Origin of the sequence: Burkholderia sp. Bp9015 (assembly GCF_003853505.1) — a bacterium.
Classification (GTDB): domain Bacteria; phylum Pseudomonadota; class Gammaproteobacteria; order Burkholderiales; family Burkholderiaceae; genus Burkholderia.
In genome coordinates this window covers 306,793-329,306 of record NZ_QTPZ01000003.1, presented here as the reverse complement: position 1 = coordinate 329,306, position 22,514 = coordinate 306,793, and the positions used below count along the sequence as shown (strand labels likewise).

Sequence of the window (22,514 nt, the reverse complement as noted above, 5' to 3'; positions counted from 1 at the left end):
GCCGCGATCTTCGCGAGCGAGCCGCCGAATTTGCCGACCGCGGTCCGCGCGGCCGATACGATCACTACGTCCGTCATTTCCGTTTCCTCCGGGCCCGCACGACACGGCGCATCGCTACCGGCCCTGTTAAAAAAACTGCGGTGCATCGGACAGCGTGCGCCGCTGTCCGGTTTTCGTCAATCGCGCTGCAATACGTAGCGACCCGGCGCCGGCTCGATCACCGGGAACTGCTCGCTCCCGGGCTTGGCGGGCGGCGCGACCTTGCGGCCGCCGTACTGGTCGAGCCACTCGACCCAGGTCGTCCACCAGCTGCCGGGCTGCTCGGTCGCACCGGCAAACCAGTCGTCCGCCGATGCGGGCAGGTCGCTGTCGTTGACCCAGTAGCTGCGCTTCTTCTTCGCCGGCGGATTGATCACGCCCGCGATGTGACCCGACGCGCCGAGCACGAACTTCAGCGGGCCCGTCAGGATCGACGTCGATGCGTAGGCCGTCTGCCACGGCACGATGTGATCCTCGCGCGACCCGTAGATGAAGGTCGGCACGTCGATGCGCGACAGGTCGACGGATTCGCCGCACACCGTCAGCGCACCCGGCACGCGGAGCTTGTTCTCGAGATAGGTATTGCGCAGGTACCACGCGTACATCGGCCCCGGCAGGCTCGTCGAGTCGCTGTTCCAGTACAGCAGGTCGAACGCGGCGGGCGTGCGGCCCTTCAGGTAGTTGTCGACGACGTAGTTCCACACGAGGTCGTTCGGCCGCAGGAACGAGAACGTGTTTGCGAACTCGACGCCGCGCATCAGCCCCGGCGCGGCGCCGTTCTTGCCGCCGATGGTCTGCTCGCGCATCTGCACGTGCGCCTCGTCGACGAACACGTCGAGGATGCCGGTGTCGGTGAAGTCGAGCATCGCGGTCAGCAGCGTCATCGACGCGGCCGGATGTTCGCCGCGCGCGGCGAGCACCGACAGCGCGGTCGCGAGCATCGTGCCGCCGACGCAGAAGCCGAGCGTGTTGATCTGCTCGCGGCCGCTGACCTGCTGCACGGCGTCGATCGCCGCGAGCAGCCCTTCGTTCATGTAGTCGTCCCACGTCTTGTGCGCGACCGACGCATCGGCGTTGCGCCACGACACGAGGAACACCTGATGGCCGCTCGACAGCGCATGCGCGACGAGCGAATTCTCGGGCTGCAGGTCGAGGATGTAGAACTTGTTGATGCACGGCGGCACGATCAGGAGCGGCCGTTCGAACACCTTGTCCGTCTTCGGCGCGTACTGGATCAGCTGGATCAGGTCGTTCTCGTAGACGACCGCGCCTTCGGTACACCCGAGGTTCTTGCCGACCACGAACTGCGATTCGTCGGTCTGCGAAATTTTGCCGCGCTGCAGGTCGCCGAGCAGGTTCATCATCCCCTGCCGCAGGCTTTCGCCCTGCGTCTCGAGGATCGATTTCTGTGCGTCGGGATTGAGCGCGAGGAAGTTGCTCGGCGCCGCGGCGGCCGTCCATTGCTGAACGGAGAAACGGATGCGTTCGCGCGTCTTCGGGTCGGTCTCGAGCGCGTCGGCCAGTTCCTGCAGGTAGCGCGCGTTGAGCAGGTACCACGCGGCCGCGAATGCATGCGCGGGCGACGCCTTCCAGGCATCCCCGCTGAAGCGGCGGTCCTTCAGTTCAGGCGACTCGAGCTTCGCGGCGGCGGCCTGCTGCATCAGCGTCATGCAGTCGCGCGCATAGTCGGCCTGCAACTTCTGGAGCCGTTCGGGCGGGATCGCGGCTACCGGCAGCTTCAGCCCCGCGAACGGCGATGCCAGGCCGCCGAAGGCGCCCAGATCGGGCATCGACGGCATCTGGAACGGAACCGATGTCGGGAACTGGAATGCGGCGAATGGATTCGCGGTGGTCGACGCCGTTGCGGCGCGCGCAGGATCGGCGAAACCGCGCCACGCGTTCAGCCATGCCTCGAACATCTGCTGCATCGGCTGGGTAGCCTGACCGAATCCGATGCTGCCCGTGGAAGTGCCCGCCTGAGCGGACGTCGACGAATTTTTCGATGCTGTCATTACCTGCCTTACCGGTGATTCGTGAGCGTCAATCGTGAAATCCTGCTCGCGCGCGGCGTGCCGGTTGCGAGCCGGGCCGTCATGCTCTGGAGAGGCGTCTCCAGATTCTGCCGCAGTGCGGTATTTTTATCATTATCGTTTTCCCCATGTGAAGCGTTGCATCAAACCGCTGAACATTTCTGCTCGAAGATAATCCGCGCGCAACAGGCGGGACAAGGCTTCCGGCGAAACATAAAACATTTTGATTGACTTGACTTCGCGATTATTCATTCGGTTGTCCATGCAACGCCGCATTGCCTCGCCAATATCGAGATAAGCCGATTTCGCAACGCAACAAACCGCGCGCGCAGACGCACGCGGTCAGCCCTCAGTCGGCTTTCAATCGGCCAGCCAGATCGCCGCCGCCATGCGGCCGGTCACGCGGTCGCGCCGGTACGAATAGAAGCGTGCGGGTTCGTTGACCGTGCACGCGCGCCGGCCGCTCACGTGCGCCACGCCTGCGCGCGCGAGGCGCAGGCGCGCGAGCGCATGGAGATCGGCGAGGTACTTGCCGGGCGCACCGTCGATCGCGACGAACGCTTGCCGCGTCTCATCATGCTCCGACTGCGGAGCGGTGTCGAGAAACGCCTCGCGCACGTCGGCGCCGACTTCGAACGCCTGCGGGCCGATCGCGGGCCCGAGGTACGCATGCAGCGCATCCGTCGCGCCGCCGGCGAGCGCCGCGACGCGCGCCGCGGTCTGCTCGACGATGCCGGCCGCGAGCCCGCGCCAGCCTGCGTGCGCGGCGCCCACCGCCCGGCCCTGCGCATCGCACAGCAGCACCGGCAGGCAATCCGCGACCATCACGACGCAGACCGCCCCCGTGCGGTCGGTCACGCTCGCGTCGGCCTGCACGGGCGCCGAGCCAGCCGGCGCGGCCTCGATCACCTCGTCCGCACGCACGACCTGCGCGCCGTGAACCTGCTCGAGCCATGCCGCGCGCGCCTGCCCCGCCAGCGCGAGCAGGCGCGCGCGATTCGCCGCGACATGGGCCGGATCGTCACCGGTATGCAGGCCGAGATTCATCCCGCCCGGCAACGCGGCGCCGTCCTGCCGGCGCCCGTACGGGCCTTCGCTCACGCCGCCGTCGCGCGTCGTGATCAGCGCACGCACGCGCGGCGCCACCTGCCAGTCGGGCTGCACGCAGTCCTGCCACGTCAACGGCGCCAGGTTCGTCATCGGCACTCAATCCTCCTCATCGTCGTAATCGTCGTCGTGATCCTCGTCGTGATCCCGATAACCGCCGGCGAAATCGTCATCGTCGTAGACACCGTCTTCGTCGTCGAATTCCTCGTCGCCCTGCCCGAAGCCCAGCGCCGCGACGAGCGCGTTCATGTCGTCCGGCAACGGACAGCGCCACTGCATCGTCTTGCCCGTGACCGGATGCACGAGGCCGAGCCGCCATGCGTGCAGCGCCTGCCGCGCGAACCCGTCCGGCAGCGGCGCGACCGAGCGCTTGCCGCGCGCGCGCCCGTACACCGGATCGCCGAGCAGCGGATGCCCGACATGCGAGCAGTGCACGCGGATCTGGTGCGTCCGGCCGGTTTCGAGGTCGCACTGGATCGCGGACACCGGCTGACGTTGCCACATGCATGTGTCAACCGTGCGGAAATGCGTGCGCGCGGGCTTGCCCGACGCGCCGGTGACGACGGCCATGCGCGTGCGCTCGCGCGGATCGCGGCCGATCGGCGCGTCGATCGTGCCGTCCTCGGGCATCGTGCCCCACACGAGCGCGAAATAGCGGCGCTTCACCGTGCGCGCCTGCAGCTGGCGCACGAGGTCGGTCTGCGCGGCGAGTGTGCGCGCAACCACCATCAGGCCGGACGTCTCCTTGTCGAGCCGGTGCACGATGCCCGCGCGCGGCAGGCCGGCCGCCGCGTCGCCGTAGCGGTGCAGCAGGCCGTTGAGGATCGTGCCGCTCCAGTTGCCGGCGGCCGGGTGGACGACGAGGCCCGCCGGCTTGTTGATGACGACGAGCGCGTCGTCCTCGTAGATCACGTCGAGCGGCACCGGCTCCGGCGTGAACGCCAGCTGCTCCGGCAGCAGGTCGGGCACGAGCTCGATCCTGGCGCCGAGCGGCACCGGCTGGCGGATCTTCGCCGGCGCGCCGTCGACCAGCACGCGTTGCGCCTCGATCCAGCTCTGCAGGCGGCTGCGGGAGAATTCGGGGAACAGTTGGGCGAGCGCCTTGTCGAGGCGTTCACCCGCCAGCGACAGCGGCACTTCGACGACGCGCGGCGCCTCGTCGGCCGCCGCGGACGGCACCACAGGCGGCTGCATCGCGCCTGCAGCCAGATCGTCATCGGGGGAATCCCCCGAGGCAGCGTCGGCGGGCCGATCGCTTGGGCTATAATCTTCGCGATTTGACTTGCCCCGCGGGGCATTCTGCGAACTTGAACGGGTCATTTAGACTGGGTCACCGAGACTTGAAGCTAGGACATGCGAGCATGATGAATTCGACCAAACGTACGGCCAAAACCGTCACCGCCCGAGCTGCGGTGGTAGCGGCCGCGGCCCTCATCGCCGGCTGCCACGGCTTGCCGCAGAAGCAGGACGAGACGGCTACCTGGTCGAACAACAAATTATACTCAGAGGCCCAGGACGCACTGTCCGGCGGCGACTGGGGCAAGTGCGCGAAATATTTCGAATCGCTGCAAGGCCGCGATCCGTTCGGCCATTTCGCGCAACAAGCGCAGATCAACGTCGCGTACTGCAACTGGAAGGACAACGAAGCGGCAGCCGCCGACCAGGCCGTCGACCGCTTCATCCAGCTGCACCCGGATCACCCGGATATCCCGTACGCGTACTACCTGAAGGGGATGATCCACTTCAACGACGATCTCGGCCTGTTCGGCCGCTTCTCCGGCCAGGACATGAGCGAGCGCGATCCGCAGGCACTGCGCGAATCGTACGACGCGTTCAAGGTCGTCGTCGACCGCTACCCGAAGAGCAAGTACGCGCCGGACGCCGCCGCCCGGATGCGCTACATCGTCAACGCGCTCGCGTCGCACGAAGTGCACGCGGCCGACTACTACTATCGGCGCGGCGCCTATGTCGCGGCGATCAACCGCGCGCAGCTCGCGATCAAGGACTACAAGGGCGCGCCGGCGATCGAGGACGCGCTGCACATCATGATCCTGTCGTACGGCAAGCTGAACCAGCCGGAGCTCGCGGAAGACACGAAGCGCGTGCTCGCGGGGACTTTCCCGGACAGCCCGTACATCACCGGCCACTCGCGCCCCGGCACGAAGAAGTCGTGGTGGCAGTTCTGAGCGACGCCCGTGCATCAACAAAAAACCCGGCCATCGAGCCGGGTTTTTTGTTGATGCCGCCCGTAGCAGGCGGCGGGGCGGTCATGCGCGTTTTTCCGCGCGGTGCTCGTCGAAAAAGTCCTGCACGACCGCGATCTCGCGGGTGCGCTTGAACGGCGGCAGGCTCTGCCAGATCCGGCGGCCGTAAGGCTTGTCGACGAGCCGCGTGTCGCAGATCATCAGCACGCCGCGATCGGTCTCCGCGCGAATCAGGCGGCCCGCACCCTGCTTCAGCGTGATCACGGCCTGCGGCAGCTGGTGAACCGCGAACGGGCTCAAGCCCTTCTTGGTCAGCGCGTCGAGCCGCGCGGCCAGCACCGGATCGTCGGGCGGCGCGAACGGCAGCTTGTCGATCACGACGAGCGACAGCGCGTCGCCGCGCACGTCCACGCCTTCCCAGAAGCTCTGGCTGCCGACGAGGATCGCATTGCCGTACGAACGGAAGCGATCGAGCAGCTCGGTGCGGCTGGCGTCGCCCTGCACCAGCAGCGGCATGTTCCAGCCACGCGACTCGATCACGTCGCGCAGCTTCGACGCGATCCGGTCGACCGCACGCAGCGTCGTGCACAGCATGAAGACGCCACCGCCCGACGCCTCGATCGCCGGCAGCGCGGCGTCGAATACGGCGTCGGTAAACGCCGGCGACGACGGCTGCGGCAGGTTGCGCGGCACGTACAGCAGGCCCTGCGTCTGATAATCGAACGGGCTCGCGAGCGTCATCGAGCGCCGCGAGCTGAGCCCCATCTGGGCCGCGTAGTGCGTGAAGTCGCCGCGCACCGACAACGTCGCCGACGTAAAGACCCACGCGCGCGGCACGCCGGCGCGCTGCTTCGCGAAAATCGGCGCGACCGACAGCGGCGTTTCGTGCAGCTGGACGGTATGTGCGAACACCTCGACCCAGCGCACCTTCTCGTTCGGGTCGTCGGCGGCAGCCTTGTCGCCTGCTGCGGCGGCGTCGGCCTTCGCGGCCGCTTCCGCCGCACCGGGCGCGACCCAACCCGCGAGCAGGTCCTGCAGCTCGCGGGCGCGCCGCAGGCACGCGCCGAGCGATTCCGCCCGTTCGGCCTGGCTCGCGAGCGCCGAGGCAAGCGCATCGAGCGCCACTTCGAGCGCATCGAGCGCGCCGAACATCGGATGATCGTCGCCCAGTTGCGCGAGCGACATGCGCACGATCTGGTCGTTCGCGAACGCGAGGCGCAGGTCGCGCGCCGCACGTTCGAGATCGCCGCCGAGCTTCACCCACTCGACCGCATCGCGCGCATGGCTCAGGCCTTCGGCGACCGTGTCGCGCGCGAGTTCGAGGATTTGCGTGGTCGACAGCGTCTCGCCGAAGAACAGCGTGGCCGTTTCCGGCAGCTGGTGCGCTTCGTCGAAGATCACCGTGTTCGCGTTCGGCAGCAGTTCGGCCATCCCGGTGTCGCGCAGCATGATGTCCGCGAAGAACAGGTGATGGTTGACGACGACGACGTCGGCCTGCTGCGCCTCGCGCCGCGCCTGCATCACGAAGCATTCCTTGTAGTGCGGGCACTCCTGGCCGAGGCAGTTGTCGCGCGTCGACGTGACCATCGACCACACGGGCGCCGTCTCCGGCACGCTCGCGAGCTCGGCCTTGTCGCCGCTCTTCGTGATCTTCGCGAAGCGGACGATTTCCTGCAGGTACGCGGTGTCCTGCCGCGACGGCAGGCGGCCGTTGTCGGCCGTGCGCTGCAGGTAGTAATGGCACAGATAGTTCGAGCGGCCCTTGAGCATCGCGACCGTCACCGGCACCGCGAGCGCGTTGCGCACCGTCGGGATGTCGCGCTGGAACAGCTGGTCCTGCAGGTGCTTCGTGCCGGTCGACACGATCACCTTGCCGCCCCACAGCATCGCGGGCACCAGGTATGCATAGGTCTTGCCGGTACCGGTGCCGGCCTCGACGATCAGCGTGTTGTCGCCGGCGTCGGTGTCGGCGGCTGCGCCGTCCGCGGCGGACTCGGCCGCCTGGTCGCCTTCGCCGAGGCGGCGCGCCGGCCGCTTGCGGGTCTCGAAGATTTCCGGCTCGGGCATCCGGCGCGCGGAGGCCTCCATCGCGGACGCGACCGCGCGCGCCATTTCGATCTGCGACTGGCGCGGGTGATAGCCGTCCAGCGCGCGCGCGAGCAGTCCGCCTTCGCCGAAAATCGTGTCGAGTTCGTCGACGCGCTTGCGGCTCAGCTCGAAGGTGCCTTCGGGCGCACGAACGCGCCCGGCGGACGACGCGTCACGCCGGGCATCGGGGTTGGCTTCAAGCGGTGAATTCAAGGCAAGCGTTCCTGTGTCCAGCGCCCGGGCGGCGCCGGCGCTTGCCAGGCCGCGCTCAGGCGCGCTTATCCGGTTCCAGCTGCGATTGCAGCAAAATGATTTTGTCCTTGGCCGCCAGCTTTTCCTTCTTCAGCCGGTGCAGCGTGATGTCGTCGATGTCGGAGTGTCCTTCCTTCAGCTCGATCTCCCGAGCGAGCTGCTGGTGCTGCTCCTGCAATGCTGCCAAACGGTTGTGCAATTCCTGCTGCTGTTCCGTGGGACGGTTTTGCATATGCGCCTCCTCATCGAAGCAGCGCGCCGACTGGCGTGCCGGCACGCACGAGACTGACTCCGGATCAATCCAACACGTTACTGCCCCTGCTGTTGCTGCTGCTTGGCCTTGTCGGCCGCTTCCTGCTGACGCCGTTCGACATCGGCCTTGTGCTGGGCGGCTTCCTTCTGCTTCTGCTCGTAGCGCGCGGCGTTGTCCGCCCGCTCCTGCGCCTTCTGCGCGCCCTGCTGGCGCGCCTGGTCGAGCTTGTGCTGGAAATCCGCCTGCTTCTGGTCGTATGCCTGCTTGTTCGCGGCGCGCTGCGGCCCTTCCGCGCCACGCTGCGCCCGCTTCAGTGCATTCTGCTCCTGCTTGTCGCGGAACGCAGCCGCGTTCGCCGCATCGTTCGCCGCGCGCTGCGGCGCTTCCGCCGCATTCTGCGCCTGCTTCAACGCCTGCTGCTGGTCGCGCTGCTGCGCCCGCACCGCGCGCTGCTCGTCGTCGAGCGCGAGCTGCTCCTGACGGATGCTCGCCCGCTCCTCGCGCATCCGGTCGCGCGCCACGCCGAGACAGTGATTGACGAAGAACTTGCTGTAGCAATCGTGCTCCGCCACGGCATAACGATAATCGTTTTCCGCGGAACGTTGATTGAGCACTTTTTGACGGGCGTCGAAATCCTGCGTGGCGGAGGCTGCAACGGGCGCGGCGACAGCGGCGTCCGGCGCGGTTGCGCCCGATGCCTGTGCGTACGCGACGGTGGACCCGGCGGACAAAGCCGCGGCAAGCGCTGCGCCGAGCGCGACGAGAGAAATGCGGGAAGTTGGCAACGTCGTAGGAAAGCTGCGGGACATGTGTCAAATTCTATCACCCCCGGCTGGACGCTCCGCCATTTATGGCAAAATGCCCCGCTTCACTCACCCGCGGCATCTGGTCCGGCGGGCCCGTCTCGCAGCCCGCCGCGCGGTCTGCCGGCCCGCGCCGCGATTTCAGCAGGCAGATCATCCACGACATGACGGAAACCGTAGCACTCAAGATCGTACAGCGCATCGCCACCGAACTGTCCGTCCAGCCGCGCCAGGTCGCGGCGGCAGTGCAACTCCTCGACGAAGGCTCGACCGTTCCGTTCATTGCCCGGTACCGCAAGGAAGTGACCGGCAACCTGGACGACACGCAGCTGCGCCAGCTCGAGGAACGCCTCCTGTATCTGCGCGAGCTCGAGGATCGCCGCGCGGCGATCCTGTCGAGCATCGACGAACAGGGCAAGCTGACCGACGAACTGCGCGCCGCGATCGACGCGGCCGACAGCAAGCAGGTGCTCGAAGACCTTTATCTGCCGTATAAGCCGAAGCGCCGCACGCGCGCGCAGATCGCCCGCGAAGCCGGCCTCGAGCCGCTCGCGCAGGCACTGCTCGCGAATCCGCTGCTCGACCCGCAGACGGAAGCCGCCGCCTACGTCGATGCCGACAAGGGCGTCGCCGACGTGAAGGCCGCGCTCGACGGCGCGCGCGACATCCTGTCGGAACAATTCGGCGAAACGGCCGAACTGCTCGGCAAGCTGCGCGACTACCTGCACAGCCAGGGCGTCGTGTCGTCGACGGTCGTCGAAGGCAAGGAAAACGAGGAAGGCGAGAAGTTCCGCGACTACTACGACTACGCGGAAACGATCCGGACCGTGCCGTCGCACCGCGCGCTCGCGCTGTTCCGCGGCCGCAACGCCGGCGTGCTGACCGTCAAGCTCGGCCTCGGCGAGGAACTCGACGCGCAGGTCCCGCATCCCGGCGAAGCGATGATCGCGCGCCATTTCGGGATCGCGAACCAGGGCCGCCCGGCCGACAAGTGGCTGTCCGACGTGTGCCGCTGGTGCTGGCGCGTGAAGGTGCAGCCGCACATCGAGAACGAACTGCTCACGCAACTGCGCGAAACGGCGGAAGCCGAAGCGATCCGCGTGTTCGCCCGCAACCTGAAGGACCTGCTGCTGGCCGCGCCGGCCGGCCCGAAGGCCGTGATCGGTCTCGACCCCGGCCTGCGCACGGGCGTGAAGGTCGCCGTGGTCGATCGCACCGGCAAGCTGCTCGCGACCGATACGATCTACCCGCACGAGCCGCGCCGCGACTGGGACGGCTCGCTCGCGAAGCTCGCGCGCATCGCCGCGCAGACGCAGGCCGAGCTGATCAGCATCGGCAACGGCACCGCATCGCGCGAAACCGACAAGCTCGCGAGCGAGCTGATCTCGAAGCATCCCGATCTGCGGCTGCAGAAGATCGTCGTGTCGGAGGCCGGCGCGTCGGTCTACTCGGCGTCCGAGCTGGCCGCGAAGGAATTCCCGGAACTCGACGTGTCGCTGCGCGGCGCCGTGTCGATCGCCCGCCGCCTGCAGGACCCGCTCGCCGAGCTCGTGAAGATCGAGCCGAAAGCGATCGGCGTCGGCCAGTACCAGCACGACGTGAACCAGCGCGAACTCGCCCGCTCGCTCGACGCGGTGGTCGAGGATTGCGTGAACGCGGTCGGCGTCGACGCGAACACCGCGTCGGTCGCGCTGCTCGCGCGCGTCTCGGGCCTGAACGCCACGCTCGCGCGCAACATCGTCGACTATCGCGACGCGAACGGGCCGTTCCCGTCGCGCGACCACCTGCGCAAGGTGCCGCGCCTCGGCGACAAGACCTTCGAACAGGCAGCCGGCTTCCTGCGCATCAACGGCGGCGAGAATCCGCTCGATCGCTCGTCGGTCCACCCGGAGGCCTACCCGGTCGTCGAACGCATCCTCGCGAAGATCAGCAAGCGGATCGACGACGTGCTCGGCAGCCGTGACGCGCTGGCCGGCCTGTCGCCGGCCGAATTTGTTGACGAACGTTTCGGCCTGCCGACCGTGCGCGACATCCTGTCCGAACTCGAAAAACCGGGTCGTGACCCGCGCCCCGAATTCAAGACGGCAACGTTCCGCGACGGCGTCGAGAAGGTCTCCGACCTGATGCCCGGCATGCTGCTCGAAGGGGTCGTGACGAACGTCGCGGCATTCGGCGCGTTCGTGGATGTCGGCGTGCATCAGGACGGCCTCGTCCATGTATCCGCGATGTCGACGAAGTTCATCAAGGATCCGCACGAAGTCGTGAAGGCCGGCCAGGTCGTCAAGGTCAAGGTGCTCGACGTCGACGTGAAGCGTCAGCGCATTGCGCTGACGATGCGCCTCGACGACGAAGCGGCCGCGCCCGGCATGGCGCCGCGCGGCGGCCAGGATCGCGGCAGTGCCGGCCGCGGCGGCAGCGCCCGTCCGCAGCGTTCGCGCGAACCGGAACCGGCCGGCGCGATGGCCGCGGCGTTCGCGAAGCTGAAGCGCTGAGCACGCGAAGGCTGTTGACGTATAAAAAAAACCCGCCGAAAGGCGGGTTTTTTATTGCTTCAGCGAGCGCGCAGCCAGATCGGCATGGGCCGCATGCGCGGCCACTGCGCGCACCGGTCAGATCTCGATCTTGGTCCCGAGCTCGACGACGCGGTTCGCCGGGATCGAGAAGAAGTCGGTCGGCTTCGCCGCGTTCTGGTGCATCCACGCGAACACGCGTTCGCGCCAGATCGACATGCCGGGCAGATGCGTCGGCACGACCGTTTCGCGCGCGAGGAAGAACGACGTGTCCATCAGTTCGAACGTCATGTCGTGCGTGCGGCCGAACTCCTCGAGCACGGCCTTCACGTCCGGCGTCTCGTTGAAGCCGTACTGGGCCTTGACGATGTACAGGCCGCCACCCGCGTCGCGCGAACTCAGGCGCTTGTCGTCGCGCACGTACGGAATGTCGCGTGTGACGAACGTCAGGAAAATGGTCCGCTCGTGCAGCACCTTGTTGTGCTTCAGGTTGTGCAGCAGGCTGACGGGCACGAGCTTGTCGTTGCCGGTCAGGTAGATCGCGGTACCCGACACGCGGTGCGGCGGATGCGCGAGCAGCCCCTGCAGGAACGGCTCGAGCGGGATCCCGTCGGCGGCCGTGCGCTCCTTGACGATATGGCGGCCCTTGTACCAGGTCATCAGCAGGAAGAACAGCAGCGCGCCGATGCCGAGCGGCAGCCAGCCGCCCTGCGCGACCTTCAGCAGGTTCGCGCCGAAAAAGCCCAGGTCGACCGCGAGGAACACGGCGATGATCGCGCCGACGAGCAGCCGGTTCCAGTTCCACACCTTCACCATCACGACGGCAGCGAGCACGGTCGTGATCACCATCGTCGCCGTCACCGCGATGCCGTACGCGGCGGCGAGGTTGTCGGAACTCTTGAAGCCGATCACGATGCAGAGGATCACGAACAGCAGCAGCCAGTTCACGACCGGCACGTAGATCTGGCCGATCGCCAGCTCGGACGTATGCAGCACCTTCATGCGCGGCACGTAGCCGAGCTGGATCGCCTGCGACGTCAGCGAATACGCGCCGGAAATCACGGCCTGCGAAGCGATCACGGTCGCGACCGTCGACAGCACGACGAGCGGCAGCAGCGCCCACTCCGGTGCCAGCAGGAAGAACGGGTTCTCGATCGCCTTCGGATTCTCGATCAGCAGCGCGCCCTGGCCGAAGTAGTTCAGCACGAGCGACGGCATCACGAGCCCGTACGCGGCGAGGCGGATCGGCTTCGCGCCGAAATGGCCCATGTCCGCGTAGAGCGCTTCCGCACCGGTCAGCACCAGCACGACCGAACCCAGCACGACGTAGGCCTGCAGCAGGTGGTCCGCCATGAACGACGCCGCGTAATACGGGTTGATCGCCGCGATGATGCCCGGCACGCGCACGATGTGATATACGCCGAGTGCCGCGATCACGACGAACCACAGCACCATGATCGGCCCGAACAGCTTGCCGACCAGCGCGGTGCCGTGACGCTGGATCCAGAACAGCGCGATCAGGATCACGATCGTGATCGGCAGGACCAGGTGGGACAGGTGCGGCGTCGCGATCTCGAGGCCTTCGACCGCCGACATCACGGAGATCGCCGGCGTGATCACGGCGTCGCCGTAGAACATGCAGGCGCCGAAGATCCCGAGCGCCATCAGCGCGCCCGCGACGCGGGTTTTCGAGTCGAGCGGCCGCAGCGACAGCGCCATCAGCGCGAGCACGCCACCCTCGCCGTTGTTGTCGGCCCGCATCACGAACAGCAGATACTTGATGCCGACCACCAGGATGATCGCCCAGAACAGCAGCGAGATCACACCGAGAATCGAGCCTTCCGTGAGCGGAATGCCGTGTGCGGGGCTGAACGCCTCCTTCAGCGAATACAGCGGGCTCGTGCCGATGTCGCCGAACACGACGCCGATGGCCGCTATCGCAAGCGCCCGCATCGAGTGTTGGTGCGTCGAATGCGCATGGGCTGCGTCGGTCGCCTGGATCGTGTCGTTCATATGAAGCGTAATAATCGGGTCCGGTCGGACAAAACGAGCGCTATTCTACTCGCGCCCCCCTGAAAAACCGTCCTGCCTTGTTGCCCTTAAACCACGTGATCCACGCTGCGCATGCAATCCTGCGCAAGCTGTGGCAGGGCTGCCATCATAGCCGGGGCCGCGCCGTCTGCCTACCACGCGCGCGGATCGCCGTGCCCGCCGGCACGGCGCGCCAATAAAAAACGGCGCCGCAAGCGGCGCCGTACAAGGCTTTCCTTCGATCGGCCGCCGCTTACGCGCCCGAGCCGTCGCGCTGCGCGCGACCGCGCTTGATCCATGCCTCGAGGTTGTGCGGACGAACCGTGTCCCACTCTTCGAACGGCTGATGAATCCACGGATTCGTCGGCAGATACTGTGCGTGATAGTCCGGCTTGACCTTCGAGCAGCCCTTGTACCAGAGCACGGCCGAACGCACGGCCGTGACCGACGGATAGCGCTCCTTCAGGTGCTCCTGCACGCGCGCGAGCGTGACGCCCGAATCGACGAGATCGTCGACCAGCAGCACGTTGCCCGCGAGACTGCCGCGCGTCATCGTGATGTACTGCGCGATGTCGAGCTCGCCCTGCTCGGTGCCGGCCGCTTCGCGGTACGAACTCGTCGCGAGGATCGCGAGCGGGACGTCGTAGATGCGCGACAGCTGGTCGCCGACGCGCAGGCCGCCGCGCGCAAGGCACAGGATCTGGTCGAACTTCCAGCCCGATTCATGCACCTGCAGCGCGAGCAGCTCGATCAGACGATGGTATTCGTCCCAGCCTACCCACAGGTTCTTGTCGTCATTGCGCGGATCGGTCATCAAGTCTGCCGCCGTCATCGTGATTTGCTGCGTCATGCTGAGAATTACACCTTGAACGGATGGCGAAGCAGGATCGTCTCGTCGCGATCCGGCCCCGTCGAAACCATGTCGACCGGCACGCCGGCCACTTCCTGGACACGGGTCAGGTAGGCCTGCGCATTCGCCGGCAGCGCGTCCCACGTCTTGATGCCGACGGTGCTTTCCTTCCAGCCGGCGAACGTTTCGTACACGGGCTCGCAACGCGCGACGTCGGCCGCACCGCGCGGCAGGATGTCCACGTCCTTGCCGTCGATCTTGTAGCCGACGCACAGCTTGACTTCATCGAGGCCGTCGAGCACGTCGAGCTTCGTCATGCACAGGCCCGACACGCCGTTGATCTGGATCGAGCGGCGCAGTGCCGCTGCGTCGAGCCAGCCGGTGCGGCGCGGACGGCCGGTGACCGAGCCGAATTCCTTGCCGACGTTCGCGAGCGTGACGCCGACCTGGTCCTGGCGCTGCGGGTTGTCCGCGTCGTACAGTTCGCTCGGGAACGGGCCCGAGCCGACGCGCGTGCAGTACGCCTTCGTGATGCCGAGGATGTAGTTCAGCTTCTGCGGACCGACGCCGGCGCCGGCCGATGCGGCACCCGCGACGCAGTTGCTCGACGTGACGAACGGATAGGTGCCGTGGTCGATGTCGAGCAGCGTGCCTTGCGCGCCTTCGAACAGCAGGTTCTGACCGGCGTTGTTCGCGTCGTACAGGCGGCGCGACACGTCGGCCACCATCGGCTTCAGGCGATCGGCATAGCCGAGCATCGTGTCGAGCGTGGCCTGGAAATCGACGGCCGCGCCACCCAGGTACTGGGTCAGCACGAAGTTGTGGAAATCGAGGTTTTCGCGCAGGCGGTCGGCGAAGGTCTTCGCGTCGAACAGGTCCTGCACGCGCAGCGCGCGGCGGCCGACCTTGTCTTCGTACGCCGGGCCGATGCCGCGGCCGGTCGTACCGATCTTGCCCGCGCCCTTGCGCGCTTCGCGCGCCTGGTCGATCGCGATGTGGTACGGCAGGATCAGCGTCGTGGCTTCAGAGATGAACAGGCGATCGCGCACGTTCACGCCGGCCTCTTCCAGCTCGCCGATTTCCTTGAACAGTGCCTCGGGGGACAGGACGACGCCGTTGCCGATGTAGCAGGCGACGCCTTCACGCATGATGCCCGACGGAATCAGGCGCAAGATGGTTTTCTTGCCGCCGATGATGAGGGTGTGGCCGGCGTTGTGACCGCCCTGGAAACGCACGACGCCCTGAGCGTGGTCCGTCAGCCAGTCGACGATCTTGCCCTTGCCTTCATCACCCCATTGCGTTCCCACGACGACGACATTGCGCCCGGGAGTCACGTTCACTGCGCTGGCAGACATGTTGATTCGTTAGCTGGTTAAAAACGTATTCTACCTATGTTCGCGGGCGATTCCGAATTTTTCCGTTTCGCTTCAACGATATGCACGCCGAACGACGGCCCGCGAACGCCTGTTTAACGGGGTTCGACCACCCACGCGCCGTCACGCTCGACGAGCGAACGGTCGCAGGCGAACTCGTCGAGCACGTGGTCGTGTCCCGGCAAGGCCTGGATCACGACCTCGCCCGCGTCGCGCAGCGCCGCCACTGCCGCGCTCAGCGCGTCGTCCTGCGCCCAAGGCGCCAAAATCGCGGTGCCGCGCGCCTCGACCGGCGAAATCCGCGCAAGCTCGCGCAGGTCGAGCGAGAAGCCCGTCGCCGGGCGGGCGCGGCCGTAGGCCTGGCCCACGTGGTCGTACCGGCCGCCGCGCGCGATCGCGTTCGGCACGCCGTCGATGTACGCCGTAAACATCGCGCCGCTGTGGTACGCGTAGCCGCGCAGGTCGGCGAGATCGATCGCCACCTCGACGCCCTTCGCTTGCGCCGCAAGCTGCGCAAGATCGTCGAGCGCACGCGTGATCTCGGGCAGCACCGGCAGACGCACACGCGCCTCGTCGAGCACGCTCGCGTCGCCGTACAGATGCGGCAGCGCACGCAGCGCCGCGCGCGTGTCGGCGCCGAGATCGTCGGTGAGTTCGTTCAGCAGCGGCACGTCCTTGCCCGACAGCGCGTCGTACAGCGCCTCGCCGCGCTCGGCAGCCTGCGCATCACGCGCGAGCAACGCCGCGAGCACGCCCGCGTGGCACAGGTCCAGGCGGATGCGCGACAACCCCGCGAGGTGTAGCGCGTCGAGCATCAGCTGCTGGATCTCGAGATCGGCTTCCAGCCCGGCGTGCCCGTAGATTTCGGCGCCGATCTGGATCTGTTCGCGCGTCGCGTGCAGCCCGCGAGGACGCGTATGCATCACGTGGCCGGCATAGCAGAGGCGCGTCACGCCCTGGCGGTTCAGCAGGTGCGCGTCGATGCGCGCGACTTGCGGCGTGATGTCCGCGCGCAGGCCGAGCGTGCGGCCCGACAGCTGGTCGACCAGCTTGAAGGTGCGCAGGCGCAGGTCGTTGCCGCCGCTCGTCAGCAGCGATTCGAGGTATTCGAGCAACGGCGGCATCACCATTTCGTAGCCGTACGAACGGAAGCGGTCGAGCAGCCTGCGGCGCAGCTCCTCGATCTTGCGCGCTTCCGACGGCAGCACGTCGGCGATATTCTCGGGAAGTAACCAGGTCGACATCGGTACGGTCCTACGACGGGAAACAGGGCGCGACATGCGCGCCGCGAAATGAATCGGAAATCGGCAATCGGGCGGAACGAACGGCGGGTGCGCCGTCCGGATCAGGTGGCGAGCAGCAGCAGGACGAGCCCGAGCGCCATCACGATGAGCCCGCCGATCCGGATATGATGCGGCGGCCGCTCCGCTATTCTACGAAACGTGTCGCGCCAGGCGACGGGAAACACGAAGGGGAACGCCCCCTCGATGATCAGCATCAGTGCTACCGCGAGCAACAACGAGCCAGCCAGGTCCATGCGAGCGACGGCGCCGCTCGACGCGGCGCCCCAAGGTCAGTGTTTGCGGGGAGCGGGTGCCGCCGGTGCGGCACCGCCCGTCGGGCTGCGCATGAAACGGAAAAACTCGCTGTCGGGGTCGACGACGATGATGTCGTTGCGCTTGAAGGTATTCCGGTAAGCCTGCAGGCTCGCGTAGAACTGGTAGAACTGCGGATCGCGGCCGAACGCATCGGCGGCGATCGACGCAGCCTTCGCGTCGCCCTCGCCCTTGATCGTCTGCGCGGACTTGTACGCATTCGCGAGCACCGCCTGCTGTTCGCGTTCCGCGTCGGCCTTGATCTGCTCGACATCGGCGGCGCCATCCGCGCGCACCTGTGCGGCCTGGTCGCGCAGCGCGGCAATCATCCGCTGATAGACGGCATCCGTCTGCGCAGCCGGCAAGTCGACACGCGTCAACTGCACGTCGACCACGTCGACGCCGAAGCCCGATGCCGTCGCCCGCACCGCGTCGCGCGCCGCATTGGCGATCTCGCGCTGCCCGCCGAGCGCGTCGTCGAGCGCGCGCTTGCCGAACGCGTCGCCGAGTGCGCTCTTCAGCGCGCCGGCCAGGCGGTCGGCGGCCGCCGCCGGGTCACCGCCCGTCGCCGCGAAATACTTCATCGGATCGCTGATCCGATACTTGACCGCATACGCGACGAGCAGGTCGTGCTTGTCTTCGGTCGCCAGTTGCAGCGGATCCGACGACTCGAGCGATTGCAGGCGCGTGTCGATCAGCGTCGCCGTCTGCAGCGGCGGCGGCAGCTTGAAATGGATGCCGGGGCCCGCGAGTTCGGGTTGCGCGCCGTCGCGGCCCGACAGCACGGCCGCATGGCGCGGATCGACGGTGAGGACGGTCGACGACGCCGCGAAAGCGGCGATCACGATTGCGACGACGAGCGCAATGATTCGGTTCATGTTCTGCGCTCCCCGTTACTTCGTATCGTCTTCACGCGAGCGGCTGCGGAACGCTTCGCGCGACCGCAGCACGTCGCTGCCCGGTGCGGGCGCCGCCGCGGCCGAAGCCGCGCTCGCGGGTGCGCTCGCCGCGGCGGCGGCCGGCGCCGACGTCGCGTCGGGCGCGGATGCGCCGGCGGGCGTCGCGGCATTCGTCGCATTCGTCGCATTCGCGGCGTTTTGTCGCCCCTGCTCGACGAGCTTGTCGAGCGGCAGGTACACGACGCTGTTGCCGCCCTTGTTGCCGACGAACACCTTCGTCGCGTTCGAATAGATTTCCTGCATCGTCTCGAGATACATCCGCTCGCGGATCACCGCGGGCGCCTTCGAATACTGTGCATAGACCTGCTTGAACCGGTCGGCGTCGCCTTCGGCCTGCGTGACCACGCGATCGGCATACGCCTTCGCTTCATCGGCAAGTTTCGCGGCGTCGCCCTGCGCCTTCGGCAGCAGATCGTTCGCGTAGGCCTGCGCGGCACGCTTCGCGGCTTCGCGATCATCGCGCGCCTTCGCGACTTCGGCGTACGCGGCCTGCGTCTGCTCGGGCGCCGCGACGCTCTGCATCGTGACGGCCGTCACCTCGAGCCCCGACTGATAGCGATCGAGATCGCGCTGGATCGCGGCGGACAGCTGCGCGCGCAGCGCGTCGCGGTCCTGGTTCAGCATGTCGGCCGCGCTGCGCGTGCCGACGATCGCGCGCACTGCGGCCTGGGCGGCCTGCGACACGCTGCGCTCGGGATCGACGCTGCGGAACAGGTAATCGGTTGCCGAACGGATCCGGTACTGGACGACGAAACGCACGTCGACGATGTCGGCATCGCGCGTCAGCATCGCCGCTTCCTTCACGTTCGCGAGACGCACGACGTTGTTGCGGCCGATCTCGATCGAACGGACCTGCGACGTGTCGACGATCTCATGCAACGCGAACGGATACGGCGCGCGCCAGTGCACGCCCTGTCCGACCGTGCCGGACAGCTTGCCGAACTGCAGCACGACGCCCGTCTGGCCTTCCTGCACGACGAACAGCCCGCTGCCCGCGTAGACCGCGACCAGCACGCCGATCACGATGCCGACGCCGACACGCGCGGCCCGGCCGTTGTCGGGCCGGAAGCCGTTGCCGCCCTTGCCGCCGAACAGGCCGCTCAGACGCCGGTTGAAGTTGCGCCACATCTCGTCGAGATCGGGCGGACCGTCACCGTCGCCACCGGGCGGACGCTTCGATTCGTTCACACGCGGACGGGATCCGTCGTTGCCCTTGCCTTCGCCGCGTCCCCAGCGGGGATCGTTGATCGACAGCAAGGCGCGCATCCGCCGCCAGGTACTCCGCTCGTTGTATTCGTTCACCAGAGTTTGTTCACCAGATTAGACGCCGGCGAACCGGCCGGGACCGGTTAGCGCCCGTGTTCGGAAATCGTGTGGTCTTCGTGTGGTTCAGCGGGTGCGCCGTCGAGCGCGACGTTGGGTAACGTCGCGCCGGTAAGGTGTTCCGCGGAGGCGATCTCGGCGATGGCGGCACGCAACGCGTCAAGACCCTGACCGGTGCGTGCGCTCAAAAAGACGCGCGAAATATTACCATACTCGTCCCGCTCGACCGCGTCGCCGCGGGCCGCCAGCTCAGGCACCGCATCGATCTTGTTGAACACCAGCACCTGCCGGATCGTGTCCGCGCCGATCTCGTGCAGCACGCCGTTCACCTGCTCGATCTGTTCGAGCCGCACCGCGCTCGATGCGTCGACCACGTGCAGCAGCAGATCCGCATGAATCGTTTCCTCGAGGGTCGCGCGGAACGCTGCAACCAGCTGGTGAGGCAGTTCGCGAATGAATCCGACCGTATCGGACACGACGATCTGACCAGCCTCGTCGCCGAGGTACACGCGTCGCGACGTCGTATCGAGCGTGGCGAACAGCTGGTCGGCCGCATAAGCCTGCGCTTTCGTCAGCGCATTGAACAGCGTCGACTTGCCCGCGTTCGTATAGCCGACGAGCGACACCGACATCGTGCCGCTGCGTGCGCGCTGGCGACGCTGCGTGCTGTGCTGCCGGCGCAGCCGGTCGAGCCGCGACTTCAGCATCTTGATGCGCTCGCCGATCAGCCGGCGGTCGGTTTCGAGCTGGGTTTCGCCGGGGCCGCGCAGGCCGATACCGCCCTTTTGCCGCTCCAGGTGGGTCCACGCGCGAATCAGCCGGGTCGACAGGTATTGCAGCTGCGCGAGCTCGACCTGCAGCTTGCCTTCGTGACTGCGGGCGCGCTGCGCGAAGATGTCGAGGATGAGGCTCGTGCGATCGACCACCCGCCTGTTAAGCGCCTGCTCCAGATTGCGTTGCTGGGCCGGTGCCAGTGCGTGGTTGAAGATGACGATTTCGACGTTGTGCGCGTCGCAGGCAAGCCGCAATTCTTCGGCTTTGCCGCTGCCGATGAACATCTTGGCATCGGGGCTGGCGCGACGACCTGTGAGGGTGACGGCGGGACGGGCCCCCGCACTGGAGGCGAGAAGACTGAGTTCTTCGAGACTGGCTTCGAAATCGGTCTTGCCGAAGTCGATGCCGACGAGCGCTGCGTTGATCAAATTATCGGGTGTCAAGATAAGGCGGCTGGCATCGGTCGCTCGCGGCGACCGGATGCCGGCCGCTGCGATGGGTTAGGACGAGGCTTCCGCGTCCGGGTGGAAATTCACCGGGCGCGCCGGCACGACCGTCGAGATGGCGTGCTTGTAGACCATCTGGGTCACCGTATTACGGAGCAACACGACGTACTGGTCGAACGATTCAATGTTCCCTTGCAGCTTGATGCCGTTGACGAGATAGATCGAAACGGGAACGTGCTCTTTGCGCAGTGCGTTCAAAAACGGGTCTTGTAACAATTGCCCTTTGTTGCTCATGGCGTACTCCATCTTTTTTTGCAGGTTGATCTGGATTGGCGACGAAGAAAAAGAGATCCGGCGCCAATCGCTACACTATAGCTGATTTTGCCTGCCCCGCCCGGGCGTAGGCCATGCGGCCTATCCCTTGCAGGACCTGCTTCAGCCCTTGTCCGCGTACGGGTTGTTCGACGAACGGAACTCTATGCGCAATGGAGTCCCGGTCAGTGAGAAAGTTTCGCGGAATCGGTTTTCGAGGTAACGCTTGTAGGTTTCCGTCACCGCGTCGAGCGCGTTGCCGTGGATGACGATCAGCGGCGGATTCTGGCCGCCCTGGTGCGCGTAGCGCAGCTTCGGACGCACCGGGCCGCGACGACGCGGCTGCTGGAACTCGACGGCCTCGATCAGCGCGCGCGTGAGCTTCGGCGTCGGCAGCTTCGCCATCGCCGCCGCGTACGCGTCGTCGACCGAACGCATCAGCGCGCCGATGCCGGTCTTCTTCGCGGCCGAAATGTAGTGCGACTTCGCGAAGTCGAGGAATTTCAGCTTGCGGGTCAAATCCGCTTTCGCGCGGTCGCGCGCGTGGTCGTCGAGACCGTCCCACTTGTTGACGCCGATCACGAGCGCGCGGCCCTGCTCGACGACGAAGCCGGCGATGTGCGCGTCCTGGTCGGAAATGTCCTGCTGCGCATCCAGCAGAAGAATGACGACGTTCGCGTCGGAGATCGACTGCAGCGTCTTCACGACCGAGAACTTCTCGATCGCCTCGAACACCTTGCCGCGGCGTCGCAGGCCCGCGGTATCGATCAGCGTGTATTTCTTGCCGTTACGCTCGAAGTCGACGTAGATCGAATCGCGCGTCGTGCCCGGCATGTCGAACGCGATCACACGGTCCTCGCCGATCAGCGCGTTCACGAGCGTCGACTTGCCGACGTTCGGGCGGCCGACGATCGCGATCTTGATGCCGCGCGACGGGTCGTCCTCGTCCGCTTCCTCGGGCTGGCCCGCGTACGCGACTTCCAGCGCCTCGTTGATCATGTCGGTCACGCCGTCGCCGTGCGCGGCCGAGATCGCGCGCGGATCGCCGAGGCCGAGCTCGTAGAAGTCGGTCGCGACCGCCGTGTACTTCATCCCCTCGGCCTTGTTGACGACCAGGAAGATCGGCCGGCCGGTCTTGCGCAGGTAGTCGGCGATCGACTTGTCCTGCGGCGCGAGCCCGTTACGACCGTCGACGATGAACACGACGACGTCGGCTTCCTCGACGGCCTGCCGCGTCTGGCGCGCCATCTCGTGCAGGATGCCGTCCTTCGCGACGGGCTCGAAGCCGCCGGTATCGACGACCAGGTACGGCCGTGCGCCGACGCGCCCTTCGCCGTAATGGCGATCGCGCGTCAGGCCCGGCAAGTCGGCGACCAGCGCATCGCGCGAGCGCGTGAGCCGGTTGAACAGCGTGGATTTCCCCACATTGGGGCGCCCAACGAGGGCAATGACCGGTTTCATCTGTGTTTTCTACGGTGATGCGCAGCAGCGGGAGGCCCGCTGCTGCGGGCGGCTGCGCTGAATGAAAATATCACGAATTCGCGCCGCGCCGGATGCGCGCGCCG

At 66.8% G+C, this 22,514-nt stretch carries 20 protein-coding genes; 3 read left to right on the top strand and 17 right to left on the bottom strand.

Going from position 1 to position 22,514, the window contains the following annotated elements; genetic code table 11:
• A partial coding sequence (locus tag DIE12_RS38365) for a hypothetical protein (protein ID WP_221621952.1) occupies nucleotides 1–198 on the top strand: 198 nt, incomplete at its 5' end.
• Here DIE12_RS38365 and phaC read toward each other — a convergent pair.
• The 4 genes from phaC to DIE12_RS05970 form a co-directional block, all read right to left on the bottom strand.
• Nucleotides 177–2,051 carry a class I poly(R)-hydroxyalkanoic acid synthase gene (phaC, locus tag DIE12_RS05980; protein ID WP_124520230.1) on the bottom strand — a complete coding sequence of 625 codons (1,875 nt, stop codon included), beginning with the start codon at nucleotides 2,049–2,051 and terminating at the stop codon, nucleotides 177–179. The two genes, DIE12_RS38365 and phaC, sit on opposite strands and share 22 nt — an antisense overlap.
• Before the next feature lie 132 nt (nucleotides 2,052–2,183).
• Nucleotides 2,184–2,321: a hypothetical protein gene (locus tag DIE12_RS37990; protein WP_185500397.1), complete on the bottom strand. Its 138-nt coding sequence runs from the start codon at nucleotides 2,319–2,321 to the stop codon at nucleotides 2,184–2,186.
• A gap of 108 nt (nucleotides 2,322–2,429) precedes the next feature.
• Entirely contained in the window at nucleotides 2,430–3,269 is an 840-nt protein-coding gene (gene pgeF, locus DIE12_RS05975; protein WP_124520229.1) for a peptidoglycan editing factor PgeF, read from the bottom strand.
• A gap of 6 nt (nucleotides 3,270–3,275) precedes the next feature.
• On the bottom strand, nucleotides 3,276–4,496 hold the full coding sequence (locus DIE12_RS05970) for an RluA family pseudouridine synthase (RefSeq protein ID WP_124520228.1): 1,221 nt from the start codon (nucleotides 4,494–4,496) through the stop codon (nucleotides 3,276–3,278).
• Nucleotides 4,497–4,537: 41 nt separating this feature from the next.
• On the opposite strand from DIE12_RS05970, the gene DIE12_RS05965 reads away from it, so the two are divergent.
• Nucleotides 4,538–5,362 (top strand): outer membrane protein assembly factor BamD, encoded by an 825-nt coding sequence (locus DIE12_RS05965; RefSeq protein ID WP_124520226.1) that lies wholly within the window; start codon nucleotides 4,538–4,540, stop codon nucleotides 5,360–5,362.
• An 81-nt stretch (nucleotides 5,363–5,443) separates the two neighbouring features.
• Here the strand turns inward: DIE12_RS05965 and DIE12_RS05960 are convergent, their stop codons facing one another.
• The 3 genes from DIE12_RS05960 to DIE12_RS05950 all read right to left on the bottom strand — a co-directional run bounded on the left by DIE12_RS05960 (nucleotide 5,444) and on the right by DIE12_RS05950 (nucleotide 8,782).
• A complete protein-coding gene (locus DIE12_RS05960) occupies nucleotides 5,444–7,681 on the bottom strand; it encodes an ATP-dependent DNA helicase (RefSeq protein ID WP_124486309.1) in 2,238 nt (745 codons plus the stop codon).
• 55 nt (nucleotides 7,682–7,736) lie between these two features.
• Nucleotides 7,737–7,952 (bottom strand): YdcH family protein, encoded by a 216-nt coding sequence (locus tag DIE12_RS05955; protein WP_006755091.1) that lies wholly within the window; start codon nucleotides 7,950–7,952, stop codon nucleotides 7,737–7,739.
• Between the two features lie 77 nt (nucleotides 7,953–8,029).
• Nucleotides 8,030–8,782 carry a hypothetical protein gene (locus tag DIE12_RS05950; RefSeq protein ID WP_044848887.1) on the bottom strand — a complete coding sequence of 251 codons (753 nt, stop codon included), beginning with the start codon at nucleotides 8,780–8,782 and terminating at the stop codon, nucleotides 8,030–8,032.
• 158 nt (nucleotides 8,783–8,940) lie between these two features.
• On the opposite strand from DIE12_RS05950, the gene DIE12_RS05945 reads away from it, so the two are divergent.
• Complete coding sequence (locus DIE12_RS05945) at nucleotides 8,941–11,268, top strand: Tex family protein (RefSeq protein ID WP_124520225.1); 2,328 nt, start codon at nucleotides 8,941–8,943, stop codon at nucleotides 11,266–11,268.
• A gap of 117 nt (nucleotides 11,269–11,385) precedes the next feature.
• Here DIE12_RS05945 and DIE12_RS05940 read toward each other — a convergent pair whose 3' ends face one another.
• The 10 genes from DIE12_RS05940 to der all read right to left on the bottom strand — a co-directional run bounded on the left by DIE12_RS05940 (nucleotide 11,386) and on the right by der (nucleotide 22,410).
• Nucleotides 11,386–13,299, bottom strand: a complete 1,914-nt coding sequence (locus tag DIE12_RS05940; protein ID WP_124486307.1) for a potassium transporter Kup — start codon at nucleotides 13,297–13,299, stop codon at nucleotides 11,386–11,388.
• Between the two features lie 271 nt (nucleotides 13,300–13,570).
• On the bottom strand, nucleotides 13,571–14,167 hold the full coding sequence (locus tag DIE12_RS05930) for a phosphoribosyltransferase (protein ID WP_044848884.1): 597 nt from the start codon (nucleotides 14,165–14,167) through the stop codon (nucleotides 13,571–13,573).
• A gap of 8 nt (nucleotides 14,168–14,175) precedes the next feature.
• Complete coding sequence (locus tag DIE12_RS05925; RefSeq protein ID WP_044848883.1) at nucleotides 14,176–15,522, bottom strand: adenylosuccinate synthase; 1,347 nt, start codon at nucleotides 15,520–15,522, stop codon at nucleotides 14,176–14,178.
• 113 nt (nucleotides 15,523–15,635) lie between these two features.
• Nucleotides 15,636–16,784: an ATP phosphoribosyltransferase regulatory subunit gene (locus DIE12_RS05920; RefSeq protein WP_124486305.1), complete on the bottom strand. Its 1,149-nt coding sequence runs from the start codon at nucleotides 16,782–16,784 to the stop codon at nucleotides 15,636–15,638.
• A 101-nt stretch (nucleotides 16,785–16,885) separates the two neighbouring features.
• Nucleotides 16,886–17,077, bottom strand: a complete 192-nt coding sequence (locus DIE12_RS05915) for a DUF2065 domain-containing protein (RefSeq protein WP_009687995.1) — start codon at nucleotides 17,075–17,077, stop codon at nucleotides 16,886–16,888.
• 36 nt (nucleotides 17,078–17,113) lie between these two features.
• Nucleotides 17,114–18,013, bottom strand: a complete 900-nt coding sequence (gene hflC, locus DIE12_RS05910; protein WP_044848881.1) for a protease modulator HflC — start codon at nucleotides 18,011–18,013, stop codon at nucleotides 17,114–17,116.
• 15 nt (nucleotides 18,014–18,028) lie between these two features.
• A complete protein-coding gene (gene hflK, locus DIE12_RS05905; RefSeq protein WP_124520224.1) occupies nucleotides 18,029–19,396 on the bottom strand; it encodes an FtsH protease activity modulator HflK in 1,368 nt (455 codons plus the stop codon).
• Nucleotides 19,397–19,443: 47 nt separating this feature from the next.
• Nucleotides 19,444–20,619 (bottom strand): GTPase HflX, encoded by a 1,176-nt coding sequence (gene hflX / locus DIE12_RS05900; RefSeq protein WP_185500398.1) that lies wholly within the window; start codon nucleotides 20,617–20,619, stop codon nucleotides 19,444–19,446.
• A 72-nt stretch (nucleotides 20,620–20,691) separates the two neighbouring features.
• Nucleotides 20,692–20,931: an RNA chaperone Hfq gene (hfq, locus tag DIE12_RS05895; RefSeq protein ID WP_006399927.1), complete on the bottom strand. Its 240-nt coding sequence runs from the start codon at nucleotides 20,929–20,931 to the stop codon at nucleotides 20,692–20,694.
• A gap of 141 nt (nucleotides 20,932–21,072) precedes the next feature.
• The gene (der, locus tag DIE12_RS05890; protein WP_044848985.1) at nucleotides 21,073–22,410 is read right to left on the bottom strand and encodes a ribosome biogenesis GTPase Der; all 1,338 of its coding nucleotides are present in this window, start codon (nucleotides 22,408–22,410) and stop codon (nucleotides 21,073–21,075) included.
• Nucleotides 22,411–22,514 lie beyond the last annotated feature (104 nt).

Coding starts and splice junctions, on each gene's coding strand:
- hfq (WP_006399927.1), bottom strand. CDS start 20,931: ATGAGCAACAAAGGGCAATTGTTACAAGACCCGTTTTTGAACGCACTG.
- pgeF (WP_124520229.1), bottom strand. CDS start 3,269: ATGACGAACCTGGCGCCGTTGACGTGGCAGGACTGCGTGCAGCCCGAC.
- hflC (WP_044848881.1), bottom strand. CDS start 18,013: ATGAACCGAATCATTGCGCTCGTCGTCGCAATCGTGATCGCCGCTTTC.
- phaC (WP_124520230.1), bottom strand. CDS start 2,051: ATGACAGCATCGAAAAATTCGTCGACGTCCGCTCAGGCGGGCACTTCC.
- DIE12_RS05920 (WP_124486305.1), bottom strand. CDS start 16,784: ATGTCGACCTGGTTACTTCCCGAGAATATCGCCGACGTGCTGCCGTCG.
- DIE12_RS05950 (WP_044848887.1), bottom strand. CDS start 8,782: ATGTCCCGCAGCTTTCCTACGACGTTGCCAACTTCCCGCATTTCTCTC.
- DIE12_RS05940 (WP_124486307.1), bottom strand. CDS start 13,299: ATGAACGACACGATCCAGGCGACCGACGCAGCCCATGCGCATTCGACG.
- DIE12_RS05930 (WP_044848884.1), bottom strand. CDS start 14,167: ATGACGCAGCAAATCACGATGACGGCGGCAGACTTGATGACCGATCCG.
- DIE12_RS05955 (WP_006755091.1), bottom strand. CDS start 7,952: ATGCAAAACCGTCCCACGGAACAGCAGCAGGAATTGCACAACCGTTTG.
- DIE12_RS05965 (WP_124520226.1), top strand. CDS start 4,538: ATGATGAATTCGACCAAACGTACGGCCAAAACCGTCACCGCCCGAGCT.
- der (WP_044848985.1), bottom strand. CDS start 22,410: ATGAAACCGGTCATTGCCCTCGTTGGGCGCCCCAATGTGGGGAAATCC.
- DIE12_RS37990 (WP_185500397.1), bottom strand. CDS start 2,321: ATGAATAATCGCGAAGTCAAGTCAATCAAAATGTTTTATGTTTCGCCG.
- DIE12_RS05970 (WP_124520228.1), bottom strand. CDS start 4,496: ATGACCCGTTCAAGTTCGCAGAATGCCCCGCGGGGCAAGTCAAATCGC.
- DIE12_RS05945 (WP_124520225.1), top strand. CDS start 8,941: ATGACGGAAACCGTAGCACTCAAGATCGTACAGCGCATCGCCACCGAA.
- DIE12_RS05925 (WP_044848883.1), bottom strand. CDS start 15,522: ATGTCTGCCAGCGCAGTGAACGTGACTCCCGGGCGCAATGTCGTCGTC.
- DIE12_RS05915 (WP_009687995.1), bottom strand. CDS start 17,077: ATGGACCTGGCTGGCTCGTTGTTGCTCGCGGTAGCACTGATGCTGATC.